Here is a 13,168-nt window from a genome sequence, read left to right as displayed (position 1 = left end):
GCGGGCACGGGGGCGTGCATGCGTCGGCTGACGAGCAGGAGTGCAGGTCGCTCGTACCCGGAAGGGATGGCATCCGCAGGGCCCGGCCCTACAATCGTGCGGTGCACTCCCAGCAGGATGTGATCATCATCGGTGCGGGTGCCAGCGGGACGCTGCTGGCGGCCTGTCTCTTGCGCGGCGCCCGTTCGCCCCTGCGCGTCACCCTGGTGGAGAGGGGAGCGCGCGTTGGACGCGGGGTCGCGTACTCCACCACCAGCGCACGCCACCTGCTCAACGTGCCGGCCGGCCGCATGAGCGCATGGGTGGAGGACCCAGAGCACTTCCTGCGCTGGCTGCGCGCCACGGCGCCGGACACGCTCCCGTCCGCGTTCGCCGAGCGCCGCCGCTATGGCCAGTACCTGGAGGCCGTGCTGAAGGAGGCTGCGGAGCGGGCGGCCCCGGGCGTCCAACTCCAGACACTGCACGACGACGTGACGGCGGCGGTGGACACGGCCGACGGCGTGAAGCTGTCGCTCGCGAGCGGCGGGAGCCTGGAGGCGCGCGGCGTGGTGCTGGCGCTGGGCAACGCGCTGCCCGCGGACCTGCGCGTCCCCGACGGCGGGCTGTACGCGAGCCCCCGCTACCACCGCTCGCCGTGGGCGCCGGGAGCGCTCGAGGGCATCGGGCCCGAGGAGGCGGTGCTGCTCATCGGCACGGGCCTCACCATGGTGGACACGGTGCTGTCGCTGGGCGAGCGCGGCCACCGGGGACAGGTGCATGCGCTGTCCCGGCATGGCCTGCTGCCGCACGTGCACCGCGCGTCCGGAGCAAAGGCCCCCGCCGCCGCGGAGCCGCTGCGGATCCGCGAACTGTTGCGCTCGGTGCGCCGGGAGATGGACCGCTGCCGCGACGCGGAGACGGCGACGAGCGCCGCGTCCCCGACCGACGAGGGCGCGGTGCCCTTCAGCACGCTGCGCATCCGCGACGTGCTGCGCGCGATGCGCCAGGAGGTCGACGCGCAGGTGGCCGCGGGCGCGGACTGGCGCGCGGCGGTGGATGCGCTGCGGCCGGTGACGACGCTGCTGTGGCAGCGCTTCACGGACGCGGAGCGCCAGCGCTTCCTGCGCCACCTGCGCGCGCACTGGGAGGTGCACCGCCACCGCATGGCGCCGGAGATTGGCGAGACGCTGGACGTCTGGCGACGCGAAGGGCGGCTGGTGCTCCACGCCGGCCGCGTGCTCGGCTTCGAGCTGGAGCCAGAGGCGGTGGCGGTCCGCCTGCGTCCCCGGGGCCAGCGCGAGGCCCAGGTGCTGCGCGTGGGCCACATCATCAACTGCACCGGTCCGGAGTCGAGCCTCTCGCCCCGCAGCCAGCCGCTCCTGCGCGGCCTGCTGGAGGCGGGACAGGCCCGCGCGGATTCGCTCGGCATGGGGCTGTCCACGGCCGGGGACGGCGCGGTGCTGGACGCGCGCGGCAAGCCCTCCGCGCACCTCTTCACCCTGGGCCCGCCGCGCCGGGGCGACCTCTGGGAGACCACCGCCGTGCCGGAGATCCGCGCCCAGGCGAGGGACCTGGCGGACCACCTGCTGCGCCACCTGGGCACCGTGCGGGCCGCGGCCGAAGCCTCGCCCGCCGTGTCCTCCCAGTCCTCCCCCGCCCGGTAGCGGACCTGACAGGCGCCATGACCTGGAGCCCGGGCTCCCACGCTGGACGGGCAGTGGGGCTCCGTCGCCGGAGGGTGTGGGGCCTGGGGTTTCGTGCGACATTTCGAGCCCCCCTCCCGGAGTCACCTCCTGATGGCCCTGAAGCGCCCCGTCCGCACCCTCATGGGAGGCGTGTTCCTCATCCTCCTCGCGGGCCTCGGGGCGCTCGCGTACCGGCACCTGCGCACCGACGCGCTCGAAGCGCGCCTCACGCGCGAGGTGAACACGCTGACCCACGCGGAGCACCCGCGTCCGTCGCACGTCACCCCGCCGCGGCCCGGCACCTTTGGCACCGCCGTGGCGTCGCTGCTGCCCGCCCTGCTGCGACAGACGGGCAGCCGGCCTCCTCTCTCAGAGGCGGACGCCGCGCGCTGCGAGGCCGTGACGGAGGGGCGCTCGCTCGTGACGGACCTGCCCGCCGCGTGCCTTGAGGCGCTGGAGCAGGGCCGGCCCCTGATGCGGCAGGTGCTCGCCGCCACCCACGCGGAGTCGGGCGGGCTGCCGGAGGAGCTGCGGCCGCTGTCCGGGCCGGACGTGGCGGGACGCGACGCGGTGGGCAAGGCCCTGCGCCAGGTGGTGGAGCTGGCGGCGCTGGAGACGCGGCTGCTCGTGGCCCGAGGTGAGCCGGACGCTGGGGTGGACACCTGCGTGGACGCGCTCGCGCTCAGCCGGGAGCTGGCCCTGGGGGGAGGACTCGCCGGACAGCGGCTGTCCGCGCACGGCTACGCGCGGACCTGGAGGGCCTGCGCGGACGCGCTCGACGCGGCCTCCGTGTCCCGCAAGCGCAAGGCGGCCACGCAGCTCACCCGCCTGCACGAAGGCTTCCCGCCCGTGTCCCTCACGCTGCACGAGGAGTCCGTCGCCGCGCAGCTCATCACCTTCCGCGACCTGCTCTCCGAAGACGCCCGGGCCGCGCTGCCCCCCGAGTGGCTGGACGCGCCCGCGCTTCCGGGCGCCCTGTCCCGGCGGCGCCAGTGGCGGCAGTGGGTGACGGACGCGGACCGCCTGCGCGCCGTGGTGGATCAACCGCAGGAGTCGCGCCGCCGCGCGCTGGAGGCCCTGGTGGCCTGGCAGCGCTCGGAGCGCTTGCGCCAGGACGACGCCCCGTGGATGCGCCAGGTCTCCGAGGACGTGGACCTGCTCGACCTGCGCGCGCTGCGCTCCGAGGCCCTCATCGCCCTGGCGGAGGTCGACGCGGCCCGGGCGGAGAAGGGCCAGTGGCCTCGGGCACTCGCGACGAAGACGTCCTCGCTCGTGCTGGAGCCGGTGGACACGTCCCAGGCCGTCCTCCGCTCGTGCGTGCGGGGCCTCACCCCCGAGGCCCTCCGCATCACCGCGGACACCCAGGACGACCCCGGACAGGCCCGCGAACAGCCCTGAGTCCGCGCCGCCATAATATTACAGCTTTGCGCTGAATGTGGCTTTTGCGTGGATGACTAGGAATTGCGGCGTTACCCGCTACAATCCCCACTCCGCCCCGACACGTCTCTCTTCGTCCCTCTCCCCCCAGCGGACTCCTCCCGTCCTCGCGAAGACATCGCGAGTGCCGCGGAGGCGTGGCCACTCCATGAATGGGACCGGCGGCGTTCGCAGCCGGTTCCTTCCCCGCATCGGAGGTTCCGTGAAGCGTCTCGCATGGCCCTTCGTGCTGCTCACCGCGTTCTCGACCGCGGCGCTGGGCAGCACGAATCCACAAGGCAGTCCCCCCAACCTCATCCCTTCCGCCACCGCGGTCTTCACGCCCGTGAACGACCGGGGGCAGCCCATCGACGTCCTGCCCGCGGGTGACTCGCTCACCGTCGGCGCGCAGGGGCTGGCGCCCGACACCGTCTACGAGCTGCGCTTCGCGCTGGACGCGACGAGCATCCCCTCGCTGAACGAGGCCGTCGGCTTCGCCCGCGCGACGACGGACGCCAAGGGCGCGCTCGCGCCGCACATCCTCTGGTTCCAGTCCGGCGTCGTGGGCTGCCCGGAGCGCGCGGCCCCGCCCCAGTCGCCGTACCGCTTCCCCAGCTTCGAGCGCGCCGAGGCCGCGCTCGCCGGCCGCACGCTGCTCGTCACCGCGCAGCCCGTGGCGGCGGACAAGACGGGGACGATTCCCCCCATGAAGCTCCCCGTGGGCGCGCCGGTCGCCGCGTTCAACCTCCCCATCAATGTGGGCGCCACCCCGCGCGTCTACCCGTCCACCGCGGACGGCTGTCTGCTCAACGCCCATGAGACGGGCCGGGGCGACCTGTACGTGACGGGCTCCGGCTTCCGGGGCAACGAGACGGTGGAGGTCTCCATCGTCCCCAACCAGCGCGCATGGCGCGACGGCGACGCCTTCGCGGACGTGTCGGGTGACAACTTCGCCGCGGCCCCGAAGAAGGTCGTCACCGACGCCTCCGGTCGCTTCACGATTCCGGCGTGGAGCGCCACGTTCCAGCGCCGGGGTGTCTACGACATCATCGCGCGCCGTCCCCTGTTCAACCCGCCCGCGGGCCAGTTGAGCGCCAGCGACGTCGTGTCCTACGGCATCGACACCGGCGTCGTGCTCTACCTCATCTACCCGGTGGGTGGCCCCACGATGGACCTCGCCGGCCGGCCGCTGAGCAGCTTCCCCTACTTCCAGTTCGCGGACTCGTTCGCGGACACCAACGACCCGGTGTGGGGCGCGGTGGATCCCACCTATGTGCCCGCCAGCCACCCCGGCGGCACCTGGGCGGCCTACTACGTGGTGAACCACCGCTCCGTGCTCGGCTGGAACCTGAACACCAGCCTCACGGACGTGTCGGGCGGCATTGAAATCCAGCAGGTGAAGTCGGGGTGCGTGAACGGCACCGACGTCGTCATCTGGCACCCGCCGCTCGTGAAGGGCTCGTACGACGTCGTCGTGGACTTCGGCTCCACCGTGGCCAGCACGCCCGGCGCCTACGCCACCGACGGCAACTACAACGACACCGTCGACTTCCTGGATGGCGCCAACCAGATTGGCTTCCAGGTGGCGCAGGACCCCTACGCGCTGGGCACCTTCCCCATCGGGCAGGACAGCTACTCCATCGACAACTACTTCCCCACCATGGGCGCCGCCGCCAACGTGGACCTGCGCGCCGTCGTGCGCTACCCGGCCGTCGCCGCGGGCGTGGGCACCGCCGTCGCCGCGGGCACCTTCCCCGTCTTCGTCATCCAGCACGGCAACCACCGCATCTGCTACAACGCGCAGAACCACGCCACCTGCACCAACCGCGTGCCCAATCACATGGGCTACATGCGGCTGCTCGACACGCTGGCGAGCAACGGCGTCATCGCGATCTCCATCGACGCGTATGATTTGTCCGGAGCGGTGCCGCAGTGGATCCCCGAGCGCGGCCAGCTCATCCTCAAGCACCTGGAGCTGTGGTCGCACCTCAACAACGCGGCCACGTACCCCACCTACCCGAACTTCTTCGCCGGCCGCTTCAACGGCAAGCTGGACATGACGAAGATCTCCGTGTCGGGCCACTCGCGCGGCGGTGAGGCGTCGGTGTCCGCGTACATGCAGAACACCGCGTTCAACATCAACTCCGTGTCCTCCATCGCGCCGGTGGACGGTCAGCTCTACACGCTGCCCGCGGGCGTGCCCTACTTCGTCATCCTGCCCGCGGCGGACGGCGACGTGACGTCGCTCGCCGGCGCGAAGATCTACGACCGGGCGCTGGGGACCAAGAGCTCCATCGACGTGTATGGCGCCAGCCACAACCTCTTCAACACGGTGTGGGCGGTGGACGGCGATGATTCGCCCGCCACGCGCAACGACTACATCACCGCGGCGAACCAGCAGCGCATCGGTGAGTCGTACCTGTCCGCGTTCGCGCGCATCTACCTGAAGAACGAGACGGTCTACGCGGACATGATGCGCGGCCAGCTCACGTTCCCGTCCACCGCGGGCTTCAAGATCTACCCGACGCACCACGAGAACACGCACACGCGGCTCAACAGCGGCTCCGCCGTCGGCTTCACGCCGTCCGGACCCATCACGCTGGCCACCGCGAGCAACCCCGCGCCGCACAGCACCAGCGTCATGCGCGCCACCTGGACGGGCAACACCGCCACCGCCACGTTCACCATCCCGGTGGCCCAGCGCGACGCGTCCGCCTACGAGGTGCTGTCCTTCCGCGTGGCCCAGACGACGGCCGCGTCCAACCCCGTCAGCGGCACCCAGGACTTCCGGGTGGAGCTGGCCACCGGAGCGACCGTCAAGGCCACCTCCGCCTCGCTGTTCGACGTCATCCCCAAGCCGTACGTGCGGCCGGGCAACATCGTCCTGCACACGGTGCTCACCACCGTGCGCATCCCCCTGCACACCTTCATCATGAACAACAACGGGGTGACGCTGACCAACATCGACACCGTGCGCCTGCGCTTCACCAGCCCCAACACTGGAGACATCTATGTCGACGACGTCGAATTCTCCCGCTAGCCGTCTCTTCCTCGTGGCGGCGGCCTGCCTGGCGCTGACGGGCTGCGCGGAGGAGTCCAAGGGCACCGCTCCGGCTCCCGCTCCCGCTCCGGCCGCCCAGACCCCCGCGCCCATCCGCGCGGAGCCGGCGTCTCCGGACGCGGCCCGTCCGGTGGAGGTGCTCCGGGTGTCCGCGCGCAAGGTGCGCGGGGACGCGGAGCTGACCCGGATGGCCGGGCCGGCGCTGCTCGCCCGCGCGGCGGATCCGGTGGCCATCGAGGTGCAGACCCAGGAGCCGCTGGGCTCGCTGGAGCGCTCGTCCTCGCCGGAGATCTACCTCAACGGCGAGCGCGTGGGAGACACCTGGGCGGTGCCGCCCGACCGGCTCTTCGTCTTCCTGCCGGACACCGCGTCGTTCAAGGACACGACCGAGGTGACGGTGGCCTGGCTGGGCAACGAGGCGCAGACGCGCTCCACGCGTCCGGCCACGCTGACCCGCCAGATGCTGCCCTGAGCCTGAGGCAGGACTGACTCCGGGCGCGGGCGCTCTCCTCCTGGGGGAGGGGGCCCGCGCCCTCTTCACGTCCGACCTCCAACGTGGGGGCGGCCATGTACGATGGGGCCCATCCGTGTTCGCAAAAGGGGGAGGACTCCGTCATGGCCTGGAAGCTGGTGCTGCTGGACGAAGTGTCGAAGGTGCTGCCGGACGCGCCGCTCAAGGGCTCCGACATCCGCGTGGACCTGCCGGGCGCGAGCTACGCGCTGCCCGCCGGTGAGAAGCTGGGGCCCCTGACGTTCGCGTTCGACGTGTCGGCCCGGGGCTTCATTGAAGGCTACGACGCCCCGGCGGACGTGGACGCGGCGGGCGTGGTGGGCAGCGAGCCCGGCGACCCGGCGACGCAGCTGGCCCCGCCGCTCGTCTTCGGAGGCGACCAGGCCTGGCTCAAGTACGCGGTGGAGGCGCGCGTGAAGGCGGAGGTCGGCTTCCCGCTGCCCTACGTGGCGCTCGCGGCCAACGGGGACGTGCGCGTGCTGCTGGCGGACTACCACCGGCACCCCCAGGACACGAACGCGCGCGCCGCGCTGAAGGCGAACGCGGGCGCGCTCCGGCTGCCCCTGCTCACGGCGTCGCTGGACGCGCTGGGCGTGGGCGAGGCCTTCTCCTTCCAGGCGCGCGGCGAGCTGTCCGTCACCGCGACCCTGGACTGGACGGACGTCTACACCACCAACCTCCAGGCGCTGACGAAGCTCCTGTCCGCCAGCTCCCTCCTCGCCTTCGACGCGAAGGTGGGCGCCACCGTGTCCGCGAAGGTGAAGGTGGTGGACGACTACGCCGTCATCTTCTCCCGCCCCGAAGCGGGCCGCGTGCGCGTGCAGGTGAAGAAGGCCGTGGCGCGCGAGGCGGGCGTGACGGCGGACCTCCACGTGGAGGCGAACCTCACCGACCCGGCCAGCGTCGTCGCCCAGGTGGAGCGCGTGCTCGAAGGGCTGCTGTCGGTGCCGCTCGCCGAATTCGAAGCGCTGCTGACGAAGCTGGAGGCGCACACCCTGTCGGCCGCCGAGACGAAGGTGCTGCGCATCGTGTTGGACCGGCTGGGCTTCGAGGAGCTGGAGTCCAACACCACGGCGCTGCGCCAGGCGTGGGAGAAGCTGCGCGGGGATGCCCGCACGCGCGTCCAGGAGCTCGCGGAGGCGAAGTTCTCCGCGGGCTTCCGCTACGAATACCTGCGCCTGCGCGAGCAGACGACGCTGCTGTCCACCGTGTGCACCGACGCCCAGGCCCGCGTGCTGCACCCGCTGCTGGTGGGGGGCAACATGGCCAGCGCGATGCAGCGGATGCAGGCGGACGGCATGGTGCTGGAGCAGTGCCTCCTGAAGGAGCTCACCCAGGAGTCGCAGGCGTGGGGCTTCGCCCTGAAGCTGGGGAAGTGGTCGCTGGGCGGCAACGACGAGCGCCAGCTCACCCAGGTGGTGCAGCGCAACAGCCTGGAGAAGGAAGCGCCCCAGCGCATCTCCTTCCTGGGCGTGCGCAGCTACACGCGCTCGCTGCTCACGCCGGACGCGTTCTGGACCGCGGACTTCAAGGCGGACATGGGCGAGTTCCGCAAGTCGCCCACCGTGGCGGACTTCGACCTGGGCCTGTACCTGCTCTTGCGCCACGACGCGCGCAAGCGCAGCCAGGACGAGCTGCGCCAGGCCGTGGACGAGGCCATCATCTGGGGCGCGCTGGATGACGCCGAGGAGGACGAGGTGCTCCGCCGCATCCGCGAGGCCGCGGGCGGCAAGGCCGTGGAGACGCGGGTGGAGCTGAAGCTGGACAACCGGACGCTGCGCGACGTCATCCAACACGCGGCGGATCCCGACGCGCCGTCCGTCTTCGCCCGCGCGCTGGCCCGGGCGCTGCCCTGGTACTCCGTGCCGTGCCGGGACCGGCCCACCGTGCGGGAGTCGGTCTACGCGCCGCTGTGGCGCGCGTACCTGGACCAGAACTGGTCCGCGGCCGACGCGGCGAAGACGGTGGCCGCTCACCTCAAGACGAACCCGCTCGTCGGCCTCTTCGCGCACACGGAAGGGCTGCTGGGCAACGGCATGCTCACGTTCGCTGAAATCATCCAGAAGAACCCGGGCACGGTGGCCAGGTGGCGCGACCTGCGCGCGGGCCTGCTGGACCTGCGCAACAACGAGCAGCGCTCCCCGTCCGTCTTCGCGGGCGCGTTCAAGGCCCTGTCGCAGTCCTGGGCGCAGTCCTTCCACCTGAAGGCCTCCGGCGCGTTCTTCCTGGAGCTGGCGGCGCGCGGCGGCAATGGCCTCGCGTCCGTGGAGCGCACCTTCACCGTGACGGTGCCGGACACCGGCGCGAGCATCGTCTTCTCCAAGTCGCGCGCCTGACGGCCGGCCGTCCGTTGGGTTCCGCACGCTCCCCTGGCGTGCGGACCCCGGTGGAGGCCGCCCAGGTGACGCGCCACATTGCCGCGACGACAGCGGGGCACTACATCCCAGCCCGCACCGGGCGCTCTCCCGGCGGTGAGGGCTCGCGCGATGATCGTCGGTCGGATGTTGTCCTGGCGCATCGTCTTTCGCTACACGGGGCGGCCCGTCGCGCTGCACGTCATCGCCGCGCTCGCCATCGCGCTCGGCTACGAGGTGATGGGCTGGAAGTGGCTGTCGGTGCCCGCGCTGCCGGTGACGGTGCTCGCCGCGGCGCTGGGCGTGCTGCTCGCCTTCCGCAACAACTCCGCCTACGAGCGCTGGTGGGAGGCGCGCACCCTCTGGGGCGGGCTGGTGAACTCCTCGCGCACGCTGGCCCGGCAGGTCATCACCTTCCTGCCCGCGCCCCGCGCGCACCGCAGCGACGGCACCGTGGAGACGCCCTCCGCCGCGTCCCGGCTGGTCAAGATGGCGGTGGAGCCGGAGGGGCCCGCGCTGGCGCCCGCCTGGTCCCAGGTGGGCGACGGCGCGGTGCGCGACCAGTTCGGCAAGGCACGCGACCTGCGCAAGCCGGAAGCCCGGCGCGCGAACCTGGCCACCTTCCTCCACCCGCCCGAAGCGGGCCACCCCCGGGGCATCATCACCGGCGTGTACGAGGGCATCACCCAGGACGCAAGAGAGCTCATCTACGCGCAGATCGGCTTCGTGAACGCGCTGAGATGCCACCTGCGCCGGCAGGACCCCTTCCCGGAAATCGTGACGTTCTTCCGGCCGTCGGTGGTGGAGGCGCTGCGCGAGGAGCAGAACGTGCCCGCCGCCATCCTCCTGTGGATGTCCACGCGCATGCGCCGCGTCTACAGCGACATCGAGCACGGGGAGAAGGTCTACCTGCGCGTGGCCATGGACGAGACGCTCACGGACCTGACCAACCACCTGGGCGCGTGCGAGCGCATCAAGAACACGCCCCTGCCCCGCCAATACGACATCCTCCCGCACGCCATGGTGCGCGCCTACCTCACCATGCTGCCCCTGGGCGTCGTCGCGGACCTGGGCGTGCTCACGCCCCTGGTGACGGCCATCATCGCGTTCCTCTTCATCGCCATGGACGCGGTGGGCCGCGACGTGGAGGACCCCTTCGAGGACGGCGTCAGCGACACGCCCATGACGGCCCTGTGCCGCACCATTGAAATCAACCTGCGGCAGATGCTGGGCGAGGCGGAGCTGCCCCCGCCCCTGCAACCCAAGGACGGCCTGCTGTACTGAAGGCCGCCCTACTCCGCCGCGGTGACCTCCACCGTGCCCAGCCCATCCACGGTGAGCTTCACGTGGTCGCCCGGCTTCATGAGGTAGGCGGCGGTGGCCGCGCCCGACAGCACCAGGCTCCCCGCGGGCAGCACCCGGCCTGTCTCCGCGAGCAGCGCGCACAGCTGGATGAGGGACACCACCGGGTCACCGGAGATGGCGTCCGAGCGCGCCTCGCCCTCCACCTTCCCGTTCACCTCCATGCGCATCTGGAGCTTCGTGAGGTCCAGGTCACGCGGGCCTCGCTCGGTGGTGCCCGGCACGAACAGCGACGACGACGCGTTGTCCGCCACCACGTCCGGCAGGCTGAAGTACTTGAAGCCCACGAAGCGCGAGTCCAGCACCTCCATGGCCGCGAACACCGCCGAGCACGCGTCCAGCACCTCGTCGCGCGTCACCGTGCCCTTCAGCTCCCGCGACGTGCGGAAGGCGATCTCCGGCTCGATGCGCGGGTGGATGCCCGCGCCCACGCGCACCACGCCCCCTGGCGGCACCCACATCCGGTCCGTGAGCACGCCGAAGATGGGGGAGCCCAGGTTCATCTGCTGGCGCTTCGCCTCGGAGGTGAAGCCCATCTTCAGCCCCACCTGCCGCTCACCGTGGGCTTCGCGCAGCCGGATGCCCTCCGCCTGCACCCGGTAGCCGTCCGCCACGGTCAGGGCCGGGTGCGCGTGCGAGAGCGGGGGGATTTCGCGCCGCTCGCGCCGCGCCGCGTCCAGGGTCTGCGCCAGGGCCATCACGTCCGCTGTCGAGGTCATCTCTTGCCGGATCCTTTCTCTGCCCAACCTGTAATTCCACCGGCAGGGTTCACGGGCGGAATGGGCGCGGCAGCATCCAGGAGGCAGAACGGCCGCGCAAGCGAGCGCAACCCGACGTCCGCCGCTCGGAATCCTGGAGGCGGCCAAGGGGCGCGGCATACATTGCCCCGTGTCTCCCCAGGAGGGCGCTGCCATGGAACGAGTCCTCAACTACATCGGTGGCGAGCTGGTGCCCCCCACGGGCGGCCAGTGGCTGGAAAAGCCGGAGCCGGCCACGGGCGCCCTGTATGCGCTGGTACCGGACTCGCGCGAAGCGGACGTGCAGGCCGCCGTGGAAGCAGCGGGCCGGGCCTTCCCTGCCTGGGCGGCGCTGCCGGCGACGGAGCGCTCGCGGATGCTGCGGCGTATCGCGGGGCTCATCCATGAGCGGCTGGACGCGTTCGCGCGGGCGGAGTCCATCGACACGGGCAAGCCGCTGGCCGTGGCGCGCACGGTGGACATCCCGCGCAGCGTGCTGAACTTCGAGTTCTTCGCGGACGCGGCGACGCAGTTCTCCACGGAGGCGCACCCCATGGACGGGGTGGCGCTCAACTACACGCTGCGCTCGCCGCTGGGCGTGGTGGGCTGCATCTCGCCGTGGAACCTGCCGCTGTACCTGCTCACGTGGAAGATCGCCCCCGCGCTGGCGGCGGGCAACTGCGTGGTGGCGAAGCCGTCGGAAGTGACGCCGATGACGGCCTACCTCCTGTCGCAGGTGTGCCGCGACGCGGGGCTGCCGCCGGGCGTGCTCAACCTGGTGCACGGCCTGGGGCCGCACGTGGGCGGGCCGCTCACGCGTCACCCGGACGTGAGCGCCATCTCCTTCACCGGCAGCACGCGCACCGGCGCGGAGATTGCCCGCGTGGCGGCGCCCGCCTTCAAGAAGCTGTCGCTGGAGATGGGCGGGAAGAACCCCAACGTCGTCTTCGCGGACTGCGACTTCGAGGACGCGCTGGCCACCACGGTGCGCTCGTCCTTCTCCAACCAGGGGCAGATCTGCCTGTGCGGCCCGCGCATCTTCGTGCAGCGGCCCCTCTACGCGCGCTTCAAGGAGGCGCTGGTCGCGCGCACGCGGGCCCTCAAGGTGGGTGACCCGCTGGAGGCCGGCACCGACCAGGGCGCGCTGGTGTCGCGCGAGCACTTCGAGAAGGTGCTGGGCTACCTCGCGCTCGCGAAGCAGGAGGGCGGCCACATGCTCACCGGCGGCCAGCGCGCGAAGGTGCCGGGCCGCTGCGAGAACGGCTGGTTCGTGGAGCCCACGCTCGTGGAGGGGCTGTCCCCCTCGTGCCGCACCAACCAGGAAGAAATCTTCGGCCCGGTCGCCACGCTGATGCCCTTCGACGACGAGGAGGAGGTGCTCTCGTGGGCCAACTCCACGCGCTACGGCCTCGCGGCCAGCGTGTGGACGAAGGACCTCACGCGCGCGCACCGCTTCGCGTCCCGGCTGCACAGCGGCATCGTCTGGGTGAACACCTGGATGCTGCGCGATCTGCGCACGCCGTTTGGCGGGGTGAAGGAGTCCGGCGTGGGCCGCGAGGGCGGCTGGGACGCGCTGCGCTTCTTCACCGAGCCCAAGAACGTCTGCATCAAGCTTTGACCCCGGGAGCGACACAGTGAGCGCTGGTGAGCGGATCGACTCGAAGAAGGCCCCGGAGCCGGTGGGGCTCTACCCGCACGCGCGCCGCGTGGGGAACCTCCTGTTCCTCTCCGGCGTGGGACCGCGCGAGCGCGGCAGCAAGGCCATCCCCGGCGTGGAGTTGGACGCGCAGGGGAACATCGTCTCGTACGACATCGAGACGCAGTGCCACTCCGTGTTCCGCAACGTGCGCTACATCCTGGAGGACGCGGGCTCGTCCTGGGACCGGCTGGTGGACGTGACCGTGTACCTCACGGACATGAAGAAGGACTTCCCCACCTACAACCGGCTGTGGGCGGAGTACTTCAAGGACAACCCGCCGTGCCGCACCACGCTGGAGATCAACCGGCTGCCCACGCCGATTGCCATTGAACTCAAGTGCATCGCCACCATTGGAGACACGTGA

The 13,168-nt window shown here is 71.6% G+C and carries 9 protein-coding genes; 8 read left to right on the top strand and 1 reads right to left on the bottom strand.

What is annotated here, in order from left to right:
* The first annotated feature begins 119 nt into the window (after positions 1-119).
* The 6 genes from D7X12_RS05060 to D7X12_RS05035 all read left to right on the top strand — a co-directional run bounded on the left by D7X12_RS05060 (position 120) and on the right by D7X12_RS05035 (position 10,290).
* Complete coding sequence (locus D7X12_RS05060; RefSeq protein ID WP_244224353.1) at positions 120-1,643, top strand: FAD/NAD(P)-binding protein; 1,524 nt, start codon at positions 120-122, stop codon at positions 1,641-1,643.
* Positions 1,644-1,775: 132 nt separating this feature from the next.
* Positions 1,776-3,062: a hypothetical protein gene (locus D7X12_RS05055; RefSeq protein ID WP_120624133.1), complete on the top strand. Its 1,287-nt coding sequence runs from the start codon at positions 1,776-1,778 to the stop codon at positions 3,060-3,062.
* 241 nt (positions 3,063-3,303) lie between these two features.
* On the top strand, positions 3,304-6,120 hold the full coding sequence (locus tag D7X12_RS05050) for an alpha/beta hydrolase (protein ID WP_120624132.1): 2,817 nt from the start codon (positions 3,304-3,306) through the stop codon (positions 6,118-6,120).
* Entirely contained in the window at positions 6,092-6,613 is a 522-nt protein-coding gene (locus D7X12_RS05045; protein WP_147443531.1) for a hypothetical protein, read from the top strand. The genes D7X12_RS05050 and D7X12_RS05045 overlap by 29 nt, the downstream gene beginning before the upstream one ends.
* Before the next feature lie 143 nt (positions 6,614-6,756).
* Positions 6,757-8,988: a hypothetical protein gene (locus D7X12_RS05040; protein WP_120624130.1), complete on the top strand. Its 2,232-nt coding sequence runs from the start codon at positions 6,757-6,759 to the stop codon at positions 8,986-8,988.
* A 150-nt stretch (positions 8,989-9,138) separates the two neighbouring features.
* Positions 9,139-10,290: a bestrophin family protein gene (locus D7X12_RS05035; RefSeq protein ID WP_120624129.1), complete on the top strand. Its 1,152-nt coding sequence runs from the start codon at positions 9,139-9,141 to the stop codon at positions 10,288-10,290.
* Between the two features lie 8 nt (positions 10,291-10,298).
* Here D7X12_RS05035 and D7X12_RS05030 read toward each other — a convergent pair whose 3' ends face one another.
* A complete protein-coding gene (locus tag D7X12_RS05030; protein ID WP_120624128.1) occupies positions 10,299-11,087 on the bottom strand; it encodes a 2-keto-4-pentenoate hydratase in 789 nt (262 codons plus the stop codon).
* Positions 11,088-11,280: 193 nt separating this feature from the next.
* Between D7X12_RS05030 and D7X12_RS05025 the strand changes: the two genes are divergently transcribed.
* On the top strand, positions 11,281-12,723 hold the full coding sequence (locus tag D7X12_RS05025; protein WP_120624127.1) for an aldehyde dehydrogenase: 1,443 nt from the start codon (positions 11,281-11,283) through the stop codon (positions 12,721-12,723).
* A gap of 16 nt (positions 12,724-12,739) precedes the next feature.
* Positions 12,740-13,168: a RidA family protein gene (locus D7X12_RS05020; protein WP_120608581.1), complete on the top strand. Its 429-nt coding sequence runs from the start codon at positions 12,740-12,742 to the stop codon at positions 13,166-13,168.

It is taken from the genome of Corallococcus sicarius, from assembly GCF_003611735.1.
Classification (GTDB): domain Bacteria; phylum Myxococcota; class Myxococcia; order Myxococcales; family Myxococcaceae; genus Corallococcus; species Corallococcus sicarius.
Note: the sequence above shows the minus strand (reverse complement) of the source record. Positions and strands in the feature narration are given on the sequence as shown.

Bases quoted from the DNA above. Each gene is read 5' to 3' on its own strand.
- D7X12_RS05055 (WP_120624133.1), top strand. From the start codon at position 1,776: ATGGCCCTGAAGCGCCCCGTCCGCACCCTCATGGGAGGCGTGTTCCTC.
- D7X12_RS05035 (WP_120624129.1), top strand. From the start codon at position 9,139: ATGATCGTCGGTCGGATGTTGTCCTGGCGCATCGTCTTTCGCTACACG.
- D7X12_RS05025 (WP_120624127.1), top strand. From the start codon at position 11,281: ATGGAACGAGTCCTCAACTACATCGGTGGCGAGCTGGTGCCCCCCACG.
- D7X12_RS05045 (WP_147443531.1), top strand. From the start codon at position 6,092: ATGTCGACGACGTCGAATTCTCCCGCTAGCCGTCTCTTCCTCGTGGCG.
- D7X12_RS05030 (WP_120624128.1), bottom strand. From the start codon at position 11,087: ATGACCTCGACAGCGGACGTGATGGCCCTGGCGCAGACCCTGGACGCG.
- D7X12_RS05040 (WP_120624130.1), top strand. From the start codon at position 6,757: ATGGCCTGGAAGCTGGTGCTGCTGGACGAAGTGTCGAAGGTGCTGCCG.